The following is a 22,153-nucleotide window of genomic DNA, read 5'->3' as shown; positions in this document are numbered from 1 at the left end:
CGCTACGCTTGCCGGGCCTGAAACCCTATTTGCGGCGTTTGTTATCGTCCATAAACGACCAGGCGATGAAGCGGCTCTGCTTCTGTCCCTGCGCCATCTCTTTTTTCACCACTTTTACGGCGCCGGCTTCGGTCAGCGCGCGGTAGAGAGGCGGCAGGTTATCGCCACGGGAGACCAGCGTCGTAAACCATTTCACCTGACGGCCAAAGCCTTTGCTTTCGGCAATCATGCGCAGAATGAACGCCACTTCCCCGCCCTCGCACCAGAGTTCCTGCTGCTGGCCGCCAAAGTTCAGCGCACCATCTTCAGCCTGGCCCAGATTACGACGCTTGCGCTCGCTTCCCGCGCGTGCGGAAGCGGCCGAGTCATGGAACGGCGGGTTACACATGGTGGCATCGTAGCTTTCGTTCTTATGAATAATGCCGTTGAAAATGGCCGCGGCGTCCTTCTGACGGCGCAGACGAACGGCACGGCTTAAGCCCGGGTTGGCGTTGATAATGGCCTGCGCGCTGGCGAACGCGTCGGCACCGATCTCGCTGCCGGTAAACCGCCACTGGTATTCATGCGCGCCTATCAGCGGATAGATCAGGTTCGCGCCTGTACCGATATCAAGAACGGTGGCCTGGTTCGGCACCGCGCCGCCGTTGTCATCCGCCAGCAGATCGGCAAGGTGGTGGACGTAATCCGCACGCCCCGGCACCGGTGGGCAGAGAAAGCCTTCAGGGATGTCCCAGTTCGCTACGCCATAAAAGTGGGCCAGCAGCGCCTTGTTCAGCGCTTTAACCGCCAGCGGATCGGCGAAGTTGATCGACGGTTCACCGGCAGGGGTCTGAACGATAAACGCCCGTAACTGAGGGCAGCTCAGGCACAGGGCATTCATGTCGTAGCGGCTACGGTGGCGGTTACGCGGGTGCAATCCCGGCTTTTGGGAAGTCATGGCATTCTCCTTTAAACAGCCGCGTAAGATACCCTGTGAAGGCGCAGGGGTAAATATCTGTCTGAGAGGCGCAAAAAAACGACCAAAATCAGTGGCCTGTATGTCTATGATCTGTCAAGAAAATGTCAGATTATATCGTTCAAAAAACAAGCAGATCATCATCAAATTTTTGCGCTAAATCACACTCGTCAGGCTTCTAAACTTAAGGGGAATCACCTGTTGTTTCCCTCCTGAGGATGTGATTATGAAAAAGTATCTGACCTTTATTATTGCGGGTGCGCTGGCAGGCGCCTCGTTCTCTGCCTGGTCCGTTCAACCCCTGACCAACGGCAACGACACCAGCCAGCTGCGTGCGGCCGGGACCGTCTCCGTCAGCCGGGCTAGCAACCTTGATGACCTTCAGGACAAGCTGGCTGAAAAAGCCCGTCAGGAAGGAGCTAAAGGGTTTGTGGTGAACGCCGCCGGCGGGGATAACCACATGTACGGTACGGCGACCATCTATAAATAACCCCTTCCAGTCCTGAACTGCATCTGCCCGACGGATGCAGTTCTCTTTCTTTGCGCCTTGTCTGCGCGTTTTTTAACCCCATAATGATAATATGGCTTAAACCACTCAGGGGAACAGCATGGCTTCCGGTTGGGCGAATGACGACGCCGTTAATGAACAGATCAACAGTACTATTGAAGATGCCGTAGCGCGCGCACGCGGTGAAATTCCGCGCGGCGAAAGCCTGGCTGAATGCGAGGAGTGCGGGGAACCCATTCCCGAGGCGCGCCGTAAGGCCATTCCCGGCGTACGGCTTTGCATTGCCTGTCAGCAGGAGAAAGATTCAAAAAACGCATCACATTCAGGATATAATCGCAGAGGATCGAAAGACAGCCAGTTACGTTGACTTTCCTTTACCTAAGTTAACCGCGCAAGCGCTTAGCTTTACGCTCACGACTTTCAGCGAACCGCGTAGCAAAACGTGCCCTTCTCATCGCTTCTGTAAAGCGCAGCCGCAAGAAGTGTAAATCGCACCTGCGAATTTATTAGTAATCAATAAGTTATTTGTCATTCAATTTTTTTGAGCAACCACGTCAATTCTCTTCGATTTTATCTTCCGCAAAAAAGCGTGATACTTATCACATCGACGGAACATCGTCCCCTTAACAGAATAACCTGCGAGAATTTAACAATGAAAACTATCAAATATGCTGTTGCCGCTGTTGCCCTGTCCGCTCTGTCCTTCGGCGCTTTCGCCGTAGAGCCGGTCTCTTCCACTCAGGCGCAGAGCCTGAACAAAATCGGCGTTGTGAGTGCTGAAGGCGCGACCACGCTGGACGGTCTGGAAGCAAAACTGGCTGAGAAAGCAGCGGCTGCCGGCGCAAGTGGATACACCATTACCTCCGCTAACGGTAATAACAAGCTGAGCGGTACCGCGGTTATCTACAAATAATCGAATGAATTATGCTCCACCCTCACCATCCCTCTGGTGAGATGCTCCAACCCTCATTGACCCTGTTGTTGTTACCCTTTGTTTGCCCGTCCGCCACTGGACGGGCTTTTTTTTGCTTAAAACGACTGCGCCACGCGCTGCATTCCCGCTTCCACCGTTTCCGCTTCCCCTGTCGCCACCAGGCAGCACGCCATTTGCAGCCTGATGGAGTGTGGAACAGGCACGTTTCCGGCGAGGCATTGCTCAATCCAGCGAGCGGTCGTATGCGGATCTTTCGCCTCGGGCAATATCACGCCGGTATTTTCCTCGCCGCGTTCCAGAATGGCGCGCGTTCCGGTGGAATCAATAAGCATAAGCTGAGGGCAACGCTGGGGATTGGCGTACACTTCCCCTTCCGTCCCGTGCATTAACAGCGCCCTTCCGCCAATGTCCTCAAAGAATTTACCCACGCGGGTGACGTATTCCGGGTGCGATACGCTGGAAAGGCGCAGCGCCGCATCTTCAGCAAACGGTGTTGCCAGCTTTGCCAGCGTGTGGGCGCTGTTACGGACCCCCATACGCCAGCGCATATCCAGTTGCTTTTCCAGCGGAGGACACAGCGCCCCGACCGGAATGTAGACCGGCTGATGTCCGTCAAGCCTGGCCTGCGCCTGCCCGGCGTGCAGGGTTGGGGCTATGCCCAGCAGATCAAAAATGGTCTCAGTCAGGACGCGGGTTGGATCTTCCGTTACGCCATGCACAACAACCGGGAATCCGAGCCTGTGCAGCAATATTGCCAGCAGCGGCGTCAGGTTTGCCTGCTTGCGGGCACCGTTATAGCTTGGGATCACAATCGGCATCGGTTTTGCCGCCGGCGGCGTTAAGCGCAGCGTTTGCGCCTGCATGGCTTCATAAAAGCCGCGCATCTCCGCTTCACCTTCGCCTTTAATGCGTAGCGCAATCAGGATACCGCCCATCTCCAGATCGGGGACATCACCGTTTAGCATATGGGTGTACAGGGCCCGGGCCGTTTCCCGATCCAGGTCGCGGGCATGGTTCTTTCCACGCCCTACCTCTTTGATAATTTTACGATAATCCACGACATCTCTCCTTGCGGCTCTATGCAGATACTATAGCCCTGATAAATGTCGAGCGGGTAATCATTTTCCGCCCTTAGGTGCTGGAGCAGACGCTTCGAGGATAAAAATGGTCTGAAGAGAAATTGAACGAAAAATAAATCTCAGCGATAGTTCGCCCCGAATTAATCAGCCAGGTGATGATTAATGCGAGAAGTACCACACTTTCATTCAGAGGATTAAAATGAAAAAATTGATTATTGCGGGCATCGCTGCCGGGATGGCGTGTGCTTCCGTTTCTGCATTTGCATCAAGTGGTGAAGGACAAATTAATTTCACGGGTGAAATTATTGATTCCGCATGTACTGTTGTAAATGGTTTAAGCAACCCGCTTAATGTTTCATTAGGTAAGGTGGCTAAATCTGCATTTACGGGAAGTGGTTCGACGACGTCGACAACCCGCTTTAGCATTCAACTCAAAGATTGTCCTGAAACGGTCACCAGCGCCTCAGTGACTTTCGGTGGGACGCCTGACGGTAACAATAAGGATATCCTTGCGGTTACGTCAGGAACAGGCGCGGCGTCGGGAGTGGGAGTCCAGCTGCTGGATAAAACCCAAAACCCGCTGAGCTTATATACTGCTTCCACAGAATATGCGCTCACGCCAGGTGCCACAACGAACGATTTACAGTTTGGCGCACGCTATATCCAGACCGGAGACATCATTTCTGCCGGGCTGGCGAACGCCGCATCAACCTTCACCATCGTTTACAACTAATAAAACAGATATTAGCTACCCCAGTGGCTAATATCTGTTACTTCTTTATTACGGTGTCGCTATGCGCAAATATCTTCTGCTCTCCTCCTTTTTATTGATCACCACTGCCGCGCACGCCGGAATTACCATCGGCGGCACGCGCGTGGTATACCCGGAAAATAAAAAAGAATCTTCCATTGGTATCAGCAACCCGGACAATCTTGATTATCTGGTGCAGTCATGGGTAGAGACGGAAGATAACGCGCGGGAGAAAGCACCGTTTTTGATCACACCGCCGCTGTTCCGCCTGGACGGTAAACAGGACAACGTTCTGCGCATCATCCGGACCGGGGGAAATTTGCCTGCCGATCGTGAATCGCTTTTCTGGCTAAATATTAAATCCATTCCGTCTTCTAAGCGCAATGAAATCAGCAACACGCTGCAAATTGCCATTAAAACCCGAATTAAGCTTATCTATCGCCCGGCAGATATTACCGGTAAACCGGAGGATGTTGCCGCGCATTTATCCTGGCACATGCAGGGCAACCAGCTTATTGTCAACAACCCTACGCCATTTTATATGAACTTCCAGGAAATAAAGCTGGACGGTAAAAAGGTTGACAAAGTCACCTATGCAGCTCCAGACGGCGAAACGCGTTTTGCTACCCCGGGGAATATCACCGCGCGCTCGGTGAGCTGGAAAATCATTAATGACTACGGCGGCATTAGCCCGTCTTATACCGCAAAGATTAACTAACTCGCCGGGAATATCTGAACATCATTATGCGCTGGGAATATAGCACCGAACCACCCAAACAGCACGGACGCTCAATGCTAATTGCGCTGGGCTGTACGCTGCTGGGCGTTTGCGTGCAAAAAGTTCTGGCCGATGATTATTTCAACCCGGCACTGCTGGATATTGACAACCCCGGACAGGGAAAAACCGACCTCAGTATTTACGAGATCGGCCCCGGCCAGGCTCCCGGTAAATATCACGTCGACGTCTACGTCAATAATAATAAAGTCGCCAGTAAAGAGATTGAGTTCACGCTAAAGAAAGACGCCAGCGGAAAATCGACGCTGCAGCCGTGCCTGAGCGCGGCTCAGTTAAAAAGCTTCGGCATTAAAATTGATAAATTCGTGCAGGATGATAAGGCGCAGTGCATTGACCTGAGCGTTATCCCATCCGCCAGCGCCACGTTTCACGTTAACCCGCAGCAGCTGCTGTTAAGCATCCCGCAGACCGCTATTACCCGGGTGCCGCGCAACTATGTCGACCCGCAGGAGTATGACGAGGGGATCAACGCCCTGCTGCTGAACTACAGCTTTACCGCCGGGGACAACCGCGGCAAGGGCGAGAACGGCACAGACCAGCGCAGCGAGTTTCTTAACCTGCGTCCCGGTCTTAACCTCGGGGCGTGGCGTTTGCGAAACTACTCCACCTGGAGCAAAACCAGCGGAGACGGTGACGCGGAGAGCCAGTTTTCTTCCGTGTACACCTACGTCCAGCGGGATATTATTTCCCTTGGCAGCAGCGTTAAATTCGGGCAAAGCTCGTCGCCTTCGGACGTGTTTGACAGCATTTCATTCACCGGGGCGCAGATCGCGTCGGACGACGATATGCTGCCGGACAGCATGAAAGGTTTTGCCCCCGTCATCCGCGGAACGGCACACAGCAACGCCCAGGTTATCGTCCGCCAGAACGGCTACGTCATCTATCAAAACTACGTTGCGCCGGGCCCGTTTGAAATAAACGACCTCTACCCCACCGGCGGCAGCGGGGACTTAAACGTCACCGTGAAAGAGACCGACGGCAGCGAACAGCATTTTGTGGTGCCCTACGCTTCGGTGCCGGTATTGCAGCGTGAGGGCCGCTTTAAGTACAGCCTCACCGCAGGACGCTACCGCAGCTACGACAGCGACGTCGAAAAAACGCCTTTCATGCAGGGTACGGCAATCTACGGATTGCCTTACGGCTTTACCGCCTACGGCGGCGTGCAGGCCAGCCAGTATTACGATGCCCTGGCGCTGGGAGTCGGTAAGAATATCGGCGATCTCGGCGCGTTTTCGGTGGATGTCACCGATGCCAAATCAGAGATGCAGGACAAGGCGCCGACCCACGGGCGCTCCTGGCGCATCCGCTACAGCAAAGATTTCGCCACCACCGGCACCCATTTTTCCATTGCCGGCTATCGCTACAACAGCAAAGGGTTTTATACGCTGCAGGACACCCTGGATTCGCATACCCGCAATGACGACCGGGAAATGCCGGACACCCGACGCAGCCGGGAAGAGGCCACCGTCGATCAATCCCTGGGCGGAAGGTTTGGATCCCTGACCCTGAGCCTGGTGAAGGAGAATTACTGGAATTCCAGCGAAAGCATGACGTCAGTGAACGTCGGCTATAACAACTCCTGGCACGGGGTCAGCTACGGCCTGAACTACGGACTCAATAAAAACACCCGTGACGGCAGCGACGACAATAACGAGAAAACCAGCGAGCAGACCATCGCCTTTAACGTCTCCGTGCCGCTCGATCGCTGGCTTCGCAACACCTGGGTCAACTACAACCTGAACAGCACGAAACACGACTCCACCCAAAGCGTGGGCCTGAACGGCACCGCGCTCGCCGGCGATAACCTCAGCTGGGGCGTCCAGCAGAGCCACGGTCAGAGCAGCGGCGACAGCACCAGCCTGAACGCCGATTACAAAGGCACCTACGGGGAGGTGAGCGCCGGATATTCACAGGATAGCCAGCAGCAGCAGCTTAACGTCGGCCTTCAGGGCAGCATGATCGCCCATGCGCATGGCGTCACGCTGGGCCAGCCGATGGGCGAGACGGCCGCGCTGGTCGAAGCGCCGGGCGCAGACGACACGAACATTACCAATCAGACCGGCGTGAGCACCGATTTCCGCGGCTATGCTATCGTGCCGTACGTGTCGCCATACCGCCATAACACCCTTGCGCTCAACACCGAAACGCTGCCGGAAAAGGCGGACGTTGCTCAGGCCGCAAAAACCGTAACGCCGACGCGCGGGGCGATTGTTCGCGCGCATTACGAAACGCACGTGGGCAGCCGGGTATTAATTACGCTGAAACGCGCGGACGGACGCGCGATCCCGTTCGGCGCAACGGCATCGCAGCCTCATCAGGAGGGCGAATTTATCGTGGGCGATGGCGGGCAGGTTTATATGACCGGCATGCAGAAAAAAGGCAGGGTTGAGGTCAGCTGGGGGAAAACCGCCGACAGCCGCTGCTCCGCAACCTATCACCTTCCCGCAAAAGACGACGGGGCTGTTATTAACGTTACGGCGCGGTGCGTGTGAGACTTTTCGAGGTAAAAATGAACATATTGAGATTTGCCTTTGCGATGGTTGTCTTGCTCTCAGGCGCGTGCCTGATGCCGCATGCGCAGGCGGCAACCACCTGCGACAGCACCGACCTGCCTTATACCCTGGACGCCGGCACGCTTTCCGTCCCCACGACCCTCGACATTGGCGGCATCATCCCGGGGTCGGCAAAGACGCATACCGTTAACGGCAGCTGTGTCGGGCCAATGACTAATCACACTATTATTTCCTGCTATTACGGAACGGGAACGGAAGTGCCGGGCATGCCGGGCGTGTACTCGACCAACGTAGACGGCATTGGCATTGAGCTTCTGAACAGTAACGGGCAGATCGTTCGTGGAAAGGGCTACTCATGTGATACCACCGCGACGCCCGTCGGGACGGTCAGCAGCGACAGCGGACAAACGTTCTCGTTCAGCTATACCCAGCGCTTAATCAAAACGGCGTCACACATCGGGAGCGGCACCCTGTCGGTGGCGATGGATCCCTTTGGATTCGGCGTTTTTCGTTCTGTCGGTATCTCTGGCGCGCGAAATACGAGCCACTATTCCGCCACGGTTAGCGAAAGAACGGCGACCTGCTCCATCGATCCCCTCAATCTGACGGTCTCACTCGGCGATTTCCCGGTATCACAGTTTACCCACGTGGGCAGCTATACGGCCTGGAAGTATTTCAGCATCACCGCCACCTGCACGGAAGAGGTCAACCTTACGGCCTCGGTGACCAGCGCGAACGGCGTTAACGGCCAGTTTGGTGATGTCCTGAACCTTACGCCCGGCAGCGACAGCGCCACGGGCGTCGGGGTGCGAATGCTGCTTGACGGTGTCGATCTTAAATACGACTTCCCTATCCCGGTTGGTGGAAGAACTGCACCTGACGTGCCGGATGCCATTCCCTTCGCCGTGCAGTATTACCAGACGGATGCCACCGTCACCGCGGGGAAAGCTAATACGATCGCCACAATCGATCTTGAATACCAGTGACGGAGCGAAGATGAAAACGTTACCCCTTTTACTCGCACTGACGAGCCTCCCGGCGGTCGCGACCGACGTTACGCTCAATATCGAAGGAAATATTTACGACACCACCTGTCAGGTGGACGGTGGCAGCCAGAATATGGTGGTGGATCTGGGGCAGGGCGTTGCCAGCGACTTCCGTGACATCGGCGATACCGGTCCGTGGAAAAAATTCGATTTAACGCTGACGAACTGCCCGCCCACGCTGACGGTCGCCACCGTTTCCGTTGACGGCCCGCGCGACAGGGACCATCCCTTCAAATTCGCCAATAGCGGCACCGCAACGGGGGTGGCGCTAGAGCTGGCCGATCGCCTGGACTACATCGTGCTTGCCCCCGAGGCCCGGTTCAGCGTGGTGATCGATGCCGGCACCCACACCGCCACGTTCCCCATGGCCGCACGCTATTACGCAACCGCCATGCCCGTCACTGCCGGCACGTTCAACAGCGTTGTTCAGGCCACCTTTACTTACCAGTAGGACCGCGCCCCCTGGCATGGATGCCTTTTTTACGCCCGGCGGCCAGTTTTGCCGGGCGTTTTTTCACTTCCGGTACCTCCGGCTGCTCAATCGGGAACACCGGCAGCGCGTTCAGCAGCCGCTGCCCGTAGTTTTTGGTGAGCAGACGCTTGTCGTATATCACCACTTCGCCCCAGCAGCCGTGGCTGCGAATAAGACGCCCAACCTGCTGAATCAAGTTGAACGACGCCGCCGGTAAGCTTTGCACCTCAAACGGGTAGCGGTTGAGGCTTTTCAGCCACTCGCCTTCGGTGATGACTACCGGGCTGTCGATGGGCGGGAAGGCGATTTTATGAATATGCACCTGCGTCAGATAATCCCCCTTCAGATCCAGACCTTCCGCAAAAGACTGAAGCCCCACCAGCACGCTGCGCTCGCCGTTATCAATCCGCTTGCGGTGGGTTTCCACCAGCCTGTAGCGCGGCTGGTCGCCCTGCACCAGCAGGAGTAAACGCAGATCGGTAACGTGCTCCAGAAAGCGCTGCATCGCGCGCCCGCTGGCAAACAGCACCAGCATGCCGGGGTATTTTTTGCTCTCGACCTGTTCGCGGAAGTAGGCCGCCATCTCGGCAATGTGCTGCTCTTCGTTGTCGATAAGCGGCTCATAGTTCATGCGCGGGATGACCAGCTTGCCCTGCTCGCAGTGGTTAAACGGCGAGTCCAGCGCCACAAAGCGGTCGCCCGCTTTCTCTTTCAGGCCGCTCATCTCCTGCAGCCTTGAGAAGCTGTTCAGGGAACGCAGCGTCGCGGACGTCACCACCACGTGCGGCACGCTGCGCCAGATCAGCTTTTCCAGCTGATCCGCCACGCGGATACCCACGCAGTGGAAGAACAGATGCACCTGCCCTTCCCGCACCTCGCGGGTCGCCCATTTCGTCACCGGCGCGCCGGACGCCTGCGCCATCGAGGCCAGCCGCCAGAGCTTGCTCTGCGCTTCAAACATCCCCAGCGCGCGGTTCATTTGCAGCAGAATGCGGTGCAAACGCACCACGTCATGGGTACCGGTTTTCTCGCTGAGATCGTTTAAGAACATCTCCGCCAGCCCGCGCAGCTTTTCGAGGTGCTTCGCCAGCTGCTGGCAAATCTCCATTACCTCTTCCGGCAGCTCCCCCATCGCAAAGCGGTGTTCCGCCTCCTGGGCGGCGGGAAGATAGAGGTTGAGGATGTTATTCAGCGAGGAGATAAGGCCGTAAACCTCGTCGCAGTGCTCGCTCAGCCGCTCCGGGACCGCCAGCGGCGGCGTGGTTTTCGGGCGGAACTGCTCCATGCAGGTGGCCACCAGCTTGCAGAACAGATCCAGCTGTAGACGGAACCACGGCGCGGTGATTTCCGCGCTCATCTCCAGCGCGTCCCGCGCCACGTCGGGCAGATGGTGGCCTTCGTCGAGCACCAGCAGCAGGTTTTTCGGCTCCGGCAACACCGCTTCGCTCTCCAGCGCGGCCATCACCAGCGCGTGGTTTGCCACAACCACCTCCGCCTCCTGAATCTCGCGCCGGGCGACAAAGAACGGGCACTCGCGGTAGTAGTGACAGTTGCGGTTCAGGCAGCTCGCTTTATCGGTGCTGAGCCTGCGCCACAGGTCGTCGCTAATCGCCTGGCTGGTGTGATCCCGCAGGCCGTCCCACCTGTAGCCGTCGAGCTCGGTTTTCAGCTTTGCGCACAGCTCCTGCTCCGCCTTATTGTTTGGCGTCAGCTCGTCGTCGAGAAAGGCGAGCAGATCCTGCTGGGAAGGTTCACTGCTGGCCAGCGCCGCGAGGTTACGCGGACAAACGTAGCGCCCGCGCCCAAAGGCGGCGGTGAACCGCAGGTCGGGGATGATTTTGCGCAGCAGCGGTAAATCTTTGCTGAAGATCTGATCCTGCAGCGCTACGTTGGCGGTGCTGACCACCAGCGTTTTGTCTTCTTCCCGGGCAATCGCGATGCCGGGAATGAGATACGACAGGGTTTTCCCGACTCCGGTCGGGGCTTCTATCGCCAGATGTCGCCCGTCGTCCCCGGCGAGCGTTTTAGCCACGTCGGCAATCATCTGCCGCTGCGGCGCTCGGGGGATAAAATCGGGGATCTGCTGCTGTAGCGCCTTATACCATGCGCCAATTTGCGCTTTTAGCGCCGCGGTTAAAGCCATCGGGAAACCTGAAATACTGTATAAACAGCCACTATTGTGGCACTTTCTTCCCGCTGCCGCAAAAAGAAAAGCCCGGCATTACGACCGGGCTTCCAGATTACTGCGGGTTAGCAGGCTTGCGCGGGCGGCGTCGGCGCTGCCCTTCCCCTGCCGGCTTCCCTTCGCCGCTGCGCCACGGGTTTTCACCGGCCGGTTTGCTGTCGTTATTACGACGCGGCGGTTTGCCCGGGGATTTCGCGGTGCCGCCTTCTGAACGACGCGGCTGCTGGCCGCGGCCGCCGCCGCCCTGACCGCGACCGCCGCCCTGGCGGCCGTTCTGAATCGGCTCGGCTTTGATTGACGGATCAACCTCATAGCCCGGGGTTTCGATGCGCGGGATCTCTTTCTTCAGCAGGCGTTCAATATCGCGCAGCAGCTTGTGTTCATCTACGCAAACCAGAGAGAGCGCTTCACCGGTTGCCGCCGCACGGCCGGTACGGCCAATGCGGTGAACGTAGTCTTCCGGCACGTTTGGCAGCTCGTAGTTCACCACGTGCGGCAGCTCTTCAATGTCCAGACCGCGGGCGGCGATGTCGGTCGCCACCAGCACGCGGATATCACCAGACTTAAAGTCCGCCAGCGCCCGGGTACGCGCGCCCTGGCTCTTGTTGCCGTGGATCGCCGCGCTGCGGATGCCGTCTTTGTTCAGCTGTTCCGCCAGGTGGTTCGCGCCGTGCTTGGTGCGGGTAAAGACCAGCACCTGCTGCCAGTTGCCCTGACCGATCATCTGGGAGAGCAGCTCCCGCTTGCGTTTTTTATCAACGAAGTGAACGTGCTGCGTCACCTGCTCGGAGGCGGTATTGCGGCGCGCCACTTCCACTTCCAGCGGGTTATGCAGCAGCTTTTCCGCCAGCGCCTTGATCTCGTCGGAGAAGGTCGCGGAGAACAGCAGGTTCTGACGACGCGCAGGCAGCTTCGCCAGCACGCGGCGAATATCATGAATAAAGCCCATGTCGAGCATGCGGTCCGCTTCGTCCAGCACCAGAATTTCGATGCTGTCCAGCTTCACCGCGTTCTGGTGTTCCAGATCCAGCAGACGGCCCGGCGTTGCCACCAGCACGTCCACGCCGCCGCGCAGCTTCATCATCTGTGGGTTAATGCTCACCCCACCGAACACCACCAGCGAACGGATGTTGAGGTAGCGGCTGTACTCACGCACGTTCTCGCCGATCTGTGCCGCCAGCTCGCGGGTTGGGGTAAGGATCAGCGCGCGTACCGGACGACGGCCTTTGGCGTGCGGCTGATTTTTTACCAGCAGCTCTAACAGCGGCAGGGTAAAGCCCGCGGTTTTACCGGTGCCGGTCTGGGCGCTGGCCATCAGGTCACGGCCCTGCAACACGGCCGGAATGGCCTGCTGCTGAATAGGGGTTGGCTCAACGTAGCCCTGCTCTGCGATGGCGCGCAGAATTTCCGGGTTCAGGCCAAGGGAATCAAAAGACATAAAAACTCCGAACCGCCCCGACCATCACAGGTGTAGTTTTCAGGGAGATATAACAAACGGGAAGGACAAAAACCACAATGTCACGAAGGTGCGGAGTGTAGCAGCTTTTGTGACGTGGCGCATAAAATATCCCCGGTGATGCCTCGACGTTTGCGCGATTCCGGCATAATCTTAATCAATCGATTGATTAATTTTTAATACCGCCATGAATACGACCCCAACGACAACCAAAGGCGAACAGGCAAAAAGCCAGCTTATCGCCGCCGCGCTGGCGCAGTTTGGTGAGTATGGCCTGCATGCCACCACGCGGGATATCGCCGCCCAGGCCGGACAGAACATTGCGGCCATTACCTACTATTTTGGCTCAAAAGAGGATTTGTACCTCGCCTGCGCCCAGTGGATCGCCGATTTTATTGGCACCCACTTTCGTTCACACGTTGAAGAGGCCACCGCGCTGTTCAGCCAGCCAGAGCCAGACCGTGCCGCCATCCGCCAGCTGATTCTTAACGCCTGTCACAACATGATCCGCCTGCTGACGCACGACGATACGCTGAACCTGAGCAGGTTTATCTCCCGCGAGCAGCTCTCCCCCACTGCCGCCTACCAGCTGGTTCACGAACAGGTGATCGCCCCGATGCACACCCATCTGACCCGGCTTGTCGCAGCCTATACCGGACGGGACGCCAGCGATACCGCCACCATTTTGCATACCCACGCCCTGTTGGGCGAAGTACTCGCCTTCCGTCTGGGGCGCGAAACCATCCTGTTACGTACGGGCTGGACACAATTCGATGAGGATAAAGCCGCGCAAATTAGCCAGGTCATTACCCGTCACGTTGATCTGATCCTGCAAGGCTTAACGCAAAGGAGCGAGAAGTCATGAAAAAACCTGTCGCCATCATTCTGGTGGTTGTTATTTTGCTTGCTGCGGGCATTGGCGGCTGGCTGTGGTATCAGAGCCAGCAGGATCGTGGCCTGACGCTCTACGGCAACGTTGATATCCGCACCGTGAATATGAGCTTCCGCGTCGGCGGCCGGCTGGCCTCGCTGAACGTTGACGAAGGCGATGCCATTAAAGCCGGGCAGACGCTGGGGATGCTGGACAAGGCCCCGTTTGAGAACGCCCTGATGCAGGCAAAAGCAGGCGTTTCGGTCGCGCAGGCGCAGTATGACCTGATGCTGGCGGGCTATCGCGATGAAGAAATTTCTCAGGCCGCCGCTGCCGTTAAGCAGGCGAAAGCCGCCTATGACTACGCGCAAAACTTCTACAACCGCCAGCAGGGGCTGTGGAAAAGCCGCACCATTTCCGCCAACGATCTGGAAAATGCGCGCTCATCTCGCGATCAGGCGCAGGCGACGCTGAAATCTGCGCAGGATAAGCTCAGCCAGTACCGCTCCGGTAACCGCGCGCAGGACATTGCTCAGGCAAAAGCCAGCCTCGAACAGGCCCAGGCGCAGCTGGCCCAGGCGGAGCTGGATCTGCGCGATACCACCCTCATCGCCCCGTCTGACGGCACCCTGATGACCCGCGCCGTGGAGCCGGGCAGCATGCTCAGCGCGGGCAGCACCGTATTAACGCTCTCCTTAACGCGTCCGGTGTGGGTGCGCGCCTACATTGATGAGCCTAATCTCGGCCAGATGCAGCCGGGCCGCGAGCTGCTGCTCTACACCGACGGTCGCCCGGACAGGCCGTATCACGGCAAGGTGGGCTTTGTCTCCCCAACGGCTGAATTTACGCCGAAAACGGTTGAAACCCCGGATCTGCGTACCGACCTGGTGTATCGCCTGCGCATTATCGTTACCGACGCGGACGACGCGCTGCGCCAGGGTATGCCCGTTACCGTGACCTTAAACGACGGGGAACGACATGAATGATGCGGTTATCCAGCTCAATAATCTGGTCAAACGCTTCGCGGGAATGGACAAACCGGCGGTCGCGCCGCTGAACTGCACCATTCACAAAGGCTATGTGACCGGGCTGGTCGGCCCGGACGGCGCGGGTAAAACCACGCTGATGCGGATGCTGGCCGGGCTGCTGAAGCCGGATGAAGGCGCGGCAAGCGTGCTTGGCCTCGATCCGATTAAAGACGACGCGGCGCTCCACGGCATGCTCGGCTATATGCCGCAGAAGTTTGGCCTGTACGAAGATTTGACGGTGATGGAAAACCTCAATCTGTACGCCGACCTGCGCAGCGTCACCGGCGAAACCCGGCAGAACACCTTTGCGCGCCTACTGGAGTTTACCTCCCTCGGCCCGTTCACCGACCGGCTGGCGGGCAAGCTCTCCGGCGGGATGAAGCAGAAGCTGGGGCTGGCCTGTACGCTGGTGGGCGAGCCGAAAGTGCTGCTGCTGGATGAACCCGGCGTGGGCGTGGACCCGATTTCCCGCCGCGAGCTGTGGCAGATGGTGCACGAGCTGGCGGGCGACGGCATGCTTATCCTCTGGAGCACCTCCTACCTTGATGAAGCAGAACAGTGCCGCGACGTGCTGCTGATGAACGAAGGGGAACTGCTCTATCAGGGCGAACCCACTAAGCTGACGCAAACCATGGCCGGACGCAGCTTCCTGCTGCACAGCCCGCAGGAGTCGAACCGCAGGCTGCTCCAGCGGGTGCTGAAGCTCCCGCAGATCAGCGACGGGATGATTCAGGGACGTTCGGTGCGGGCGATCCTCAAAAAAGAGGCCACCGCCGACGATATCCGCCGGGCGCAGGGTATGCCTGAAATCGAGATGCAGGAAACCGCCCCGCGCTTTGAAGATGCGTTTATCGATCTGCTGGGGGGCGCGGGAACCTCGGAGTCGCCGCTTGGCGCCATTCTGCACACGGTTGAAGGCACGGCGGGCGAAACGGTGATTGAAGCGAAATCGCTCACCAAGAAATTTGGCGACTTTGCCGCCACCGACAACGTCAACTTTGCCGTGAAGCGCGGCGAAATTTTTGGCCTGCTGGGGCCAAACGGCGCGGGAAAATCGACCACCTTTAAAATGATGTGCGGCCTGCTGGTGCCGACCTCCGGCAAGGCGCTGGTGCTGGACATGGATCTCAAGGTCAGTTCCGGCAAGGCGCGCCAGCACCTGGGCTATATGGCGCAGAAGTTTTCCCTGTACGGCAACCTGACGGTTGAGCAGAACCTGCGCTTTTTCTCCGGCGTCTACGGCCTGCGGGGTCGGGCGCAGAACGAGAAGATTGGCCGCATGTGCGACGCCTTCGGCCTGACCGACATCGCCTCGCAGGCGACCGACGCGCTGCCGCTCGGCTTCAAGCAGCGGCTGGCGCTGGCCTGCTCGTTGATGCATGAGCCGGATATCCTGTTTCTTGATGAACCCACCTCGGGCGTGGATCCCCTCACCCGCCGCGAGTTCTGGCTGCATATCAACAGCATGGTGGAGAAAGGGGTCACGGTGATGGTCACCACCCACTTTATGGACGAGGCGGAGTACTGTGACCGCATCGGGCTGGTTTACCGCGGCAAGCTGATTGCCCACGGCACGCCGGACGATCTGAAAGCGCAGGCCGCCGACGACGAACAGCCGGACCCGACCATGGAGCAGGCGTTTATCACCCTCATCCACGACTGGGATAAGGAGAATGCCCATGCGCAGTAACGCCCTCTCCTGGCGCCGGGTACGCGCCCTGTGCGTCAAAGAGACCCGCCAGATCGTGCGCGATCCCAGCAGCTGGCTGATTGCGGTAGTGATCCCCCTGCTGCTGCTGTTTATTTTCGGCTACGGCATTAACCTCGACTCCAGCAAGCTGCGGATCGGGATTTTGCTGGAGCAGCAGAGCGAAGAGGCGCTGGACTTCACCCACGCCATGACCGGCTCGCCCTACATTGATGCCACCATCAGCGACAGCCGGCAGGAATTGATCCAGAAAATGCAGGCCGGGAAAATTCGCGGCCTGATCGTCATCCCGGTAGATTTCGCGGCCAACATGGCGCGCCCGGGCGCCGACGCGCCGATCCAGGTGATTACCGACGGCAGCGAGCCGAACACCGCGAACTTTGTGCAGGGCTACGCGGAGGGGATCTGGCAGCTCTGGCAGATGCAGCGCGCCGAGGACCGGGGGGAAAAGTTTGAACCGCTGATTGACGTGCAGACGCGCTACTGGTTTAACCCCGCCGCCATCAGCCAGCACTTTATTATTCCGGGCGCGGTGACCATCATCATGACGGTGATAGGGGCGATCCTCACCTCGCTGGTCATCGCCCGCGAATGGGAGCGCGGCACCATGGAGGCGCTGCTCTCCACCGAAGTGACGCGCGTCGAGCTGCTGCTCTGCAAGCTCATCCCCTACTACTTCCTCGGCATGCTGGCGATGCTGCTCTGCATGCTTGTCGCGGTCTTTATCCTCGGCGTGCCGTACCGCGGTTCACTCATCGTGCTGTTCTTTATTACCAGCCTGTTTTTACTGAGCACGCTGGGAATGGGGCTGCTGATCTCCACCATCACCCGCAACCAGTTTAACGCCGCGCAGGTGGCACTTAACGCCGCCTTCCTGCCGTCGATTATGTTATCCGGGTTTATCTTTCAGATAGACAGCATGCCCGCGGTGATCCGCGCCGTGACCTACGTCATCCCGGCGCGCTACTTTGTCAGCACGCTGCAAAGCCTGTTCCTGGCGGGGAATATTCCGGTGGTGCTGATTATTAACACCCTGTTCTTGATGGCGTCGGCGGTGATGTTTATCGGCCTGACGTGGCTGAAAACCAGACGGCGACTGGACTGAGGAGCAAGCATGTTTCACCGTTTATGGACACTGATCCGCAAAGAGCTGCAATCGCTGCTGCGCGAGCCGCAGACCCGCGCCATTCTGGTGCTGCCGGTGCTGCTTCAGGTTTTACTGTTTCCGTTTGCCGCCACGCTGGAGGTGACTAACGCCACCATCGCCGTCTACAACGAGGACAACGGCAGGCATTCCGTCGAGCTGACCCAGCGCTTCGCCCGCGCCAAAGCCTTTACCCACGTGCTGTTGCTGAAAAGCCCGCAGGAGATCCAGCCCACCATCGACACGCAGAAAGCGTTGCTGCTGGTGCGCTTCCCGGCGGATTTCTCCCGTAACCTGGACACCTTCCAGACCGCGCCGATGCAGCTGATCCTCGACGGGCGTAACTCCAACAGCGCCCAGATTGCGGCGAACTACCTGCAACAGGTGGTGAAGGATTACCAGCAGGAGCTGATGACGGGCAAGCCTACACCCAACAACAGCGAGCTGGTGGTGCGCAACTGGTACAACCCGAATCTGGACTACAAGTGGTTCGTGGTGCCGTCGCTGATCGCCATGATCACCACCATCGGTGTGATGATCGTCACCTCGCTGTCCGTGGCCCGCGAGCGGGAACAAGGTACGCTCGATCAGCTGCTGGTCTCCCCGCTCGCCACCTGGCAGATCTTCGTCGGCAAGGCGGTGCCGGCGCTGATTGTCGCCACCTTCCAGGCCACCATCGTGCTGGGTATTGGGATTTGGGCCTACCAGATCCCGTTCGCCGGTTCGCTGGCGCTGTTTTACTTCACGATGGTGATTTACGGCCTGTCGCTGGTAGGATTTGGACTGCTGATTTCCGCGCTCTGCTCCACGCAGCAGCAGGCGTTTATCGGGGTGTTTGTCTTTATGATGCCGGCGATTTTGCTTTCAGGGTACGTTTCGCCTGTTGAGAACATGCCGGTGTGGCTACAGGATTTGACGTGGATAAACCCGATTCGTCACTTTACGGATATCACCAAGCAAATCTATCTGAAGGATGCGAGTCTGGATATTGTGTGGGGAAGCTTGTGGCCGCTACTGGTCATCGCGGCCACAACGGGCTCAGTGGCCTATGCGATGTTTAGACGAAACATCGCGTAGCTTTTTCTCTTTGGTGAGCAACGACACCACCGCAGGCCCTGCGAGGATAGCCAGACCCGCCAGGGCCAGCAGCAGGTTGTTTTGCAGCACGCGTGACAGCAGCCACAGGACGATCATTGCCGCACCGAAATACCAGGTGGTGGTGAGCTCTTCGAGCACATCACCCACTTCACGCCAGCGCGCGTCGTGATGACGCTGTAAAAACAGCATCGACAGCACGGTCACGCCGTAAAGCACGCATAAGCCTAAGCCAACACGCACCAGCGTGCCGCTCATCCAGCCCATCACCAGTACGGCCACGACCAGTAAATGCAACATTATCTGCCAGCAACTCAAACCGGTTGCGACACGAACGCGTTGTTGCCACTTCATGGCTTCTCTCCTGAAGGATTTTTCTCTGCTAATTCAGACTACCGCACTTTACGGAAAATTCCGTAACGCCGCATCTTTTTGTGACGCCTACTACACTTTATTTTCATCGGGATAGTCACCCAGGAAGGTGTTTATGAGCAAAAAAACGCAGCATTTCTCGCTTAAGGTGCTGACGATAAACATTCATAAGGGCTTCACAGCATTTAACCGCCGCTTCATTTTACCGGAGCTGCGCGACGCGGTACGCACCGTCAGCGCCGATATTGTCTGCCTGCAGGAGGTCATGGGCGCCCACGAGGTGCATCCGATGCATTTCGAAAACTGGCCCGACACGCCCCACTACGAATTTCTGGCGGATACCATGTGGAGCGATTACGCCTACGGGCGCAACGCGGTTTATCCGGAGGGGCATCACGGTAATGCCGTGCTGTCGCGTTATCCAATTGAACATTATGAGAATCGCGACGTCTCCGTTGGTGAGAGCGAAAAGCGCGGGCTGCTATACTGCCGCATCACGCCGCCGGATCTTGATTTCCCCATACACGTGGGCTGCGTGCACCTGGGCCTGCGTGAAGCCCACCGTCAGGCCCAGCTGCAGATGCTGGCAGAGTGGACGAATGCGCTGCCCGAGGGCGAGCCCGTGGTGGTTGCCGGTGATTTCAACGACTGGCGGCAGCGCGCCAACCATCCGCTGAAGGTGAACGCGGGGCTGGAGGAGATTTTCACCCGCGCGCGCGGGCGTCCCGCACGGACGTTTCCGGTGCGCTTCCCCCTGCTGCGCCTGGACCGCATCTACGTTAAAAATGCCCATGCCAGCAGCCCGACGGCGCTGGCCTTACTCAACTGGCGACATCTCTCCGACCATGCCCCACTCAGCGCGGAGATACACTTATGAAATGCACATGGCAGGAAGGTAACCGCATTACGCTGCTGGAAAACGGCGATAACTTTTATCCGGCGGTCTTTGAGGCGATTAGCCACGCACAGCAGAAAGTATTCCTGGAAACGTTTATCTGGTTTGAAGACGACGTTGGCCGACAGCTCCACGCTGCGCTGCTGCAGGCCGCCCGGCGCGGTATAAAAATCGAGGTTCTGCTCGACGGGTATGGCTCGCCGGATCTCAGCGATGAATTTGTTAATGAGCTCACCGCCGCGGGCGTGGTGTTCCGCTATTACGATCCCGGCCCGCGCCTGTTCGGCATGCGCACCAACCTGTTCCGCCGTATGCACCGCAAAATCGTGGTGGTGGACGAAACGGTAGCGTTCGTGGGCGGCATTAACTACTCCGCTGAGCATATGTCGGATTACGGTCCGGAGGCCAAGCAGGACTACGCCATCCGTATTGAAGGACCGGTGGTGCAGGACATTCAGCTGTTCGTGCTGGAAAACCTGCCCGGCAAAGAGGCCGCTCGCCGCTGGTGGCGACGCCGCCACCGCCCGGAAGAGAACCGCAAGCCGGGCGAAGCCCAGGCGCTGTTTGTCTGGCGGGACAACGAGGAGCATCGGGACGACATCGAGCGCCACTACCTGAAGATGCTGGCCAACGCCAAACGCGAGGTGATTATCGCCAACGCCTACTTCTTCCCCGGCTATCGTATTTTGCACGCCATGCGCAACGCGGCCCGACGCGGCGTGAGCGTGAAGCTCATCGTGCAGGGCGAGCCGGATATGCCGATTGTGAAGGTCGGCGCCCGTCTGCTCTACCGCTACCTGGTGAAAAGCGGCGTGCAGATCTATGAATATCGCCGCCGCCCGCTGCACGGCAAAGTGGCCGTTATGGATGACCACTGGGCAACCGTCGGCTCCAGCAACCTCGATCCGCTGAGCCTGTCGCTCAATCTGGAAGCGAACCTGATCATTCACGATCGCCAGTTTAACCAGACCCTGCGCGATAATCTTCAGGGGCTTATCAAGAATGACTGCGTGCGGGTGGATGAATCCATGGTGCCGAAACGCAGCTGGTGGAACGTTGGCATCGGCGTGGTGGTGTTCCACTTCCTGCGCCACTTCCCGGCGATGGTGGGCTGGCTGCCCGCGCACACGCCGAAGCTGGCGCTGGTTGATCCTCCGGTTCAACCCGAAATGGAAACCCAGGACCGCGTTGAAGCGGAAGATGGAGGGAAAACCTGATGTCAAAATCGCATCCTCGCTGGCGGCTGGCGAAAAAAATACTCACCTGGCTGTTCTTTATTGCCGTCGCGGTACTGCTGGTGGTGTACGCTCAGAAAGTGGACTGGGAAGAGGTGTGGAAAGTTATCCGCAACTACAACCGGATGGTGCTGCTGGGGGCCGTTGGGCTGGTCATCGTGAGCTACCTGATGTACGGCTGCTACGACCTGCTCGGGCGTGCCTACTGCGGCCATAAGCTGGCAAAGCGGCAGGTGATGCTGGTGTCGTTCATCTGCTACGCCTTCAACCTGACGCTGAGCACCTGGGTGGGCGGCATCGGCATGCGCTATCGCCTGTACTCGCGCCTCGGATTACCCGGCGGAACCATCACCCGCATTTTCTCGCTGAGTATTACCACCAACTGGCTGGGGTACATCCTGCTGGGCGGGGTGATTTTCACCATCGGCGTCGTGCAGCTGCCTGCGCACTGGTATATCGATGAAGCAACGTTGCGCATTCTGGGCATTGTGCTGCTGTTGGTTATCGCGGTCTATCTGTGGGCGTGCGCCTTTGCTAAACGTCGCCATATGACCATTAAAGGGCAGAAGCTGGTGCTGCCGTCGTGGAAGTTCGCCGTCCTGCAAATGGTGGTTTCCAGCGCCAACTGGATGGCGATGGGGGCCATTATCTGGCTGTTGATCGGAGAAGATGTGAACTACTTCTTCGTGCTGGGCGTGCTGCTGGTGAGCAGTATTGCCGGCGTGATAGTCCATATCCCGGCGGGCATTGGCGTGCTGGAGGCGGTATTTATTGCCCTGCTGGCCGGCGAGCATGTCTCTCAGGGAACGATCATCGCTGCCCTCCTTGCGTACCGCATGATCTACTACTTCCTGCCGCTGGCGCTGGCAACGGTCTGTTATCTGGTGCTGGAAAGTCGGGCGAAGAAGCTGCGGGCGAAGAACGAGAAGGCGATGGCAAAATAAAAGCAAAACGGCAACTTCGTTGCCGTTTTTAGGGTTTGTTCCCTCTCCCTTCGGGCTGAGGGATCCCCAGTAATTTTTTTACCGAAAGCGACGAATGTTGTTTCAGGAAAATAAATGAATTACAGCGACGCCCTGGTCCGGCTGTAAATCGCTGAGGCGTTTCCTG

General features: G+C 58.0%; 21 protein-coding genes. 16 read left to right on the top strand and 5 right to left on the bottom strand.

Annotation, left to right across the window (positions count from 1 at the left end; translation table 11 throughout):
• Nucleotides 1-25: 25 nt before the first annotated feature.
• Nucleotides 26-937 (bottom strand): 23S rRNA (adenine(1618)-N(6))-methyltransferase RlmF, encoded by a 912-nt coding sequence (rlmF, locus tag OWK27_RS23185; protein ID WP_193356611.1) that lies wholly within the window; start codon nt 935-937, stop codon nt 26-28.
• Between the two features lie 244 nt (nt 938-1,181).
• Between rlmF and mcbA the strand changes: the two genes are divergently transcribed.
• From mcbA to ybiJ, 3 genes are all read left to right on the top strand, one after another.
• On the top strand, nt 1,182-1,445 hold the full coding sequence (gene mcbA / locus OWK27_RS23180) for a DUF1471 family periplasmic protein McbA (RefSeq protein ID WP_148420744.1): 264 nt from the start codon (nt 1,182-1,184) through the stop codon (nt 1,443-1,445).
• A 118-nt stretch (nt 1,446-1,563) separates the two neighbouring features.
• A complete protein-coding gene (locus OWK27_RS23175; RefSeq protein WP_148420745.1) occupies nt 1,564-1,830 on the top strand; it encodes a DksA/TraR family C4-type zinc finger protein in 267 nt (88 codons plus the stop codon).
• A 285-nt stretch (nt 1,831-2,115) separates the two neighbouring features.
• Complete coding sequence (gene ybiJ, locus OWK27_RS23170) at nt 2,116-2,376, top strand: DUF1471 family protein YbiJ (protein WP_148420746.1); 261 nt, start codon at nt 2,116-2,118, stop codon at nt 2,374-2,376.
• Between the two features lie 116 nt (nt 2,377-2,492).
• Here ybiJ and ybiB read toward each other — a convergent pair whose 3' ends face one another.
• Complete coding sequence (gene ybiB / locus OWK27_RS23165) at nt 2,493-3,455, bottom strand: DNA-binding protein YbiB (RefSeq protein WP_148420747.1); 963 nt, start codon at nt 3,453-3,455, stop codon at nt 2,493-2,495.
• Nucleotides 3,456-3,675: 220 nt separating this feature from the next.
• Here ybiB and OWK27_RS23160 point away from each other — a divergent pair, with 220 nt between their 5' ends.
• From OWK27_RS23160 to OWK27_RS23140, 5 genes are all read left to right on the top strand, one after another.
• Complete coding sequence (locus OWK27_RS23160) at nt 3,676-4,209, top strand: fimbrial protein (protein WP_242174729.1); 534 nt, start codon at nt 3,676-3,678, stop codon at nt 4,207-4,209.
• Between the two features lie 61 nt (nt 4,210-4,270).
• Complete coding sequence (locus OWK27_RS23155) at nt 4,271-4,945, top strand: molecular chaperone (protein ID WP_252003315.1); 675 nt, start codon at nt 4,271-4,273, stop codon at nt 4,943-4,945.
• Between the two features lie 74 nt (nt 4,946-5,019).
• A complete protein-coding gene (locus tag OWK27_RS23150) occupies nt 5,020-7,515 on the top strand; it encodes a fimbria/pilus outer membrane usher protein (protein ID WP_267591303.1) in 2,496 nt (831 codons plus the stop codon).
• A 17-nt stretch (nt 7,516-7,532) separates the two neighbouring features.
• A complete protein-coding gene (locus OWK27_RS23145; RefSeq protein ID WP_242174732.1) occupies nt 7,533-8,522 on the top strand; it encodes a fimbrial protein in 990 nt (329 codons plus the stop codon).
• Between the two features lie 10 nt (nt 8,523-8,532).
• Nucleotides 8,533-9,033 carry a fimbrial protein gene (locus OWK27_RS23140; protein WP_148420752.1) on the top strand — a complete coding sequence of 167 codons (501 nt, stop codon included), beginning with the start codon at nt 8,533-8,535 and terminating at the stop codon, nt 9,031-9,033.
• Here the strand turns inward: OWK27_RS23140 and dinG are convergent.
• A complete protein-coding gene (gene dinG, locus OWK27_RS23135; protein WP_267591302.1) occupies nt 9,020-11,197 on the bottom strand; it encodes an ATP-dependent DNA helicase DinG in 2,178 nt (725 codons plus the stop codon). The two genes, OWK27_RS23140 and dinG, sit on opposite strands and share 14 nt — an antisense overlap.
• Before the next feature lie 97 nt (nt 11,198-11,294).
• On the bottom strand, nt 11,295-12,677 hold the full coding sequence (gene rhlE, locus OWK27_RS23130; RefSeq protein ID WP_252003312.1) for an ATP-dependent RNA helicase RhlE: 1,383 nt from the start codon (nt 12,675-12,677) through the stop codon (nt 11,295-11,297).
• Between the two features lie 205 nt (nt 12,678-12,882).
• Between rhlE and cecR the strand changes: the two genes are divergently transcribed.
• Genes cecR through OWK27_RS23105 form a run of 5 tightly spaced genes read left to right on the top strand, consistent with a single transcriptional unit; the run spans nt 12,883 to nt 18,523 of the window.
• The gene (cecR, locus tag OWK27_RS23125) at nt 12,883-13,560 is read left to right on the top strand and encodes a transcriptional regulator CecR (protein WP_148420755.1); all 678 of its coding nucleotides are present in this window, start codon (nt 12,883-12,885) and stop codon (nt 13,558-13,560) included.
• A complete protein-coding gene (gene hlyD, locus OWK27_RS23120) occupies nt 13,557-14,552 on the top strand; it encodes a secretion protein HlyD (RefSeq protein WP_252003311.1) in 996 nt (331 codons plus the stop codon). The genes cecR and hlyD overlap by 4 nt, the downstream gene beginning before the upstream one ends.
• Nucleotides 14,545-16,284 carry an ATP-binding cassette domain-containing protein gene (locus tag OWK27_RS23115; protein ID WP_252003310.1) on the top strand — a complete coding sequence of 580 codons (1,740 nt, stop codon included), beginning with the start codon at nt 14,545-14,547 and terminating at the stop codon, nt 16,282-16,284. Before hlyD ends, OWK27_RS23115 begins: the two co-directional genes overlap by 8 nt.
• Nucleotides 16,274-17,407, top strand: coding sequence for an ABC transporter permease (locus OWK27_RS23110; protein WP_148420758.1), 1,134 nt, complete (start codon nt 16,274-16,276; stop codon nt 17,405-17,407). Before OWK27_RS23115 ends, OWK27_RS23110 begins: the two co-directional genes overlap by 11 nt.
• 9 nt (nt 17,408-17,416) lie before the next feature.
• Nucleotides 17,417-18,523, top strand: a complete 1,107-nt coding sequence (locus OWK27_RS23105) for an ABC transporter permease (protein ID WP_252003309.1) — start codon at nt 17,417-17,419, stop codon at nt 18,521-18,523.
• Here OWK27_RS23105 and OWK27_RS23100 read toward each other — a convergent pair.
• Entirely contained in the window at nt 18,485-18,895 is a 411-nt protein-coding gene (locus tag OWK27_RS23100; RefSeq protein WP_006809522.1) for a YbhQ family protein, read from the bottom strand. The genes OWK27_RS23105 and OWK27_RS23100 overlap by 39 nt on opposite strands.
• 133 nt (nt 18,896-19,028) lie before the next feature.
• Between OWK27_RS23100 and OWK27_RS23095 the strand changes: the two genes are divergently transcribed.
• From OWK27_RS23095 to OWK27_RS23085, 3 genes are read left to right on the top strand one after another with little or no spacing between them, the layout of a single operon-like run.
• Nucleotides 19,029-19,790: an endonuclease/exonuclease/phosphatase family protein gene (locus OWK27_RS23095; protein WP_193356622.1), complete on the top strand. Its 762-nt coding sequence runs from the start codon at nt 19,029-19,031 to the stop codon at nt 19,788-19,790.
• The gene (gene clsB / locus OWK27_RS23090; protein WP_267591301.1) at nt 19,787-21,025 is read left to right on the top strand and encodes a cardiolipin synthase ClsB; all 1,239 of its coding nucleotides are present in this window, start codon (nt 19,787-19,789) and stop codon (nt 21,023-21,025) included. The genes OWK27_RS23095 and clsB overlap by 4 nt, the downstream gene beginning before the upstream one ends.
• Nucleotides 21,025-21,987, top strand: coding sequence for a lysylphosphatidylglycerol synthase domain-containing protein (locus OWK27_RS23085; protein ID WP_267591300.1), 963 nt, complete (start codon nt 21,025-21,027; stop codon nt 21,985-21,987). Before clsB ends, OWK27_RS23085 begins: the two co-directional genes overlap by 1 nt.
• Nucleotides 21,988-22,153 lie beyond the last annotated feature (166 nt).

The organism is Enterobacter cloacae complex sp. 2022EL-00788, assembly GCF_026627565.1.
GTDB classification, from domain to species: Bacteria; Pseudomonadota; Gammaproteobacteria; order Enterobacterales; family Enterobacteriaceae; genus Enterobacter; species Enterobacter pasteurii.
Note: the sequence above shows the minus strand (reverse complement) of the source record. Positions and strands in the feature narration are given on the sequence as shown.

Excerpts from the sequence above, each read along its gene's own strand:
- rlmF (WP_193356611.1), bottom strand. The coding sequence starts at position 937 with ATGACTTCCCAAAAGCCGGGATTGCACCCGCGTAACCGCCACCGTAGC.
- mcbA (WP_148420744.1), top strand. The coding sequence starts at position 1,182 with ATGAAAAAGTATCTGACCTTTATTATTGCGGGTGCGCTGGCAGGCGCC.
- OWK27_RS23175 (WP_148420745.1), top strand. The coding sequence starts at position 1,564 with ATGGCTTCCGGTTGGGCGAATGACGACGCCGTTAATGAACAGATCAAC.
- ybiJ (WP_148420746.1), top strand. The coding sequence starts at position 2,116 with ATGAAAACTATCAAATATGCTGTTGCCGCTGTTGCCCTGTCCGCTCTG.
- OWK27_RS23160 (WP_242174729.1), top strand. The coding sequence starts at position 3,676 with ATGAAAAAATTGATTATTGCGGGCATCGCTGCCGGGATGGCGTGTGCT.
- OWK27_RS23155 (WP_252003315.1), top strand. The coding sequence starts at position 4,271 with ATGCGCAAATATCTTCTGCTCTCCTCCTTTTTATTGATCACCACTGCC.
- OWK27_RS23150 (WP_267591303.1), top strand. The coding sequence starts at position 5,020 with ATGCTAATTGCGCTGGGCTGTACGCTGCTGGGCGTTTGCGTGCAAAAA.
- OWK27_RS23145 (WP_242174732.1), top strand. The coding sequence starts at position 7,533 with ATGAACATATTGAGATTTGCCTTTGCGATGGTTGTCTTGCTCTCAGGC.
- OWK27_RS23140 (WP_148420752.1), top strand. The coding sequence starts at position 8,533 with ATGAAAACGTTACCCCTTTTACTCGCACTGACGAGCCTCCCGGCGGTC.
- dinG (WP_267591302.1), bottom strand. The coding sequence starts at position 11,197 with ATGGCTTTAACCGCGGCGCTAAAAGCGCAAATTGGCGCATGGTATAAG.
- rhlE (WP_252003312.1), bottom strand. The coding sequence starts at position 12,677 with ATGTCTTTTGATTCCCTTGGCCTGAACCCGGAAATTCTGCGCGCCATC.
- cecR (WP_148420755.1), top strand. The coding sequence starts at position 12,883 with ATGAATACGACCCCAACGACAACCAAAGGCGAACAGGCAAAAAGCCAG.
- hlyD (WP_252003311.1), top strand. The coding sequence starts at position 13,557 with ATGAAAAAACCTGTCGCCATCATTCTGGTGGTTGTTATTTTGCTTGCT.
- OWK27_RS23115 (WP_252003310.1), top strand. The coding sequence starts at position 14,545 with ATGAATGATGCGGTTATCCAGCTCAATAATCTGGTCAAACGCTTCGCG.
- OWK27_RS23110 (WP_148420758.1), top strand. The coding sequence starts at position 16,274 with ATGCGCAGTAACGCCCTCTCCTGGCGCCGGGTACGCGCCCTGTGCGTC.
- OWK27_RS23105 (WP_252003309.1), top strand. The coding sequence starts at position 17,417 with ATGTTTCACCGTTTATGGACACTGATCCGCAAAGAGCTGCAATCGCTG.
- OWK27_RS23100 (WP_006809522.1), bottom strand. The coding sequence starts at position 18,895 with ATGAAGTGGCAACAACGCGTTCGTGTCGCAACCGGTTTGAGTTGCTGG.
- OWK27_RS23095 (WP_193356622.1), top strand. The coding sequence starts at position 19,029 with ATGAGCAAAAAAACGCAGCATTTCTCGCTTAAGGTGCTGACGATAAAC.
- clsB (WP_267591301.1), top strand. The coding sequence starts at position 19,787 with ATGAAATGCACATGGCAGGAAGGTAACCGCATTACGCTGCTGGAAAAC.
- OWK27_RS23085 (WP_267591300.1), top strand. The coding sequence starts at position 21,025 with ATGTCAAAATCGCATCCTCGCTGGCGGCTGGCGAAAAAAATACTCACC.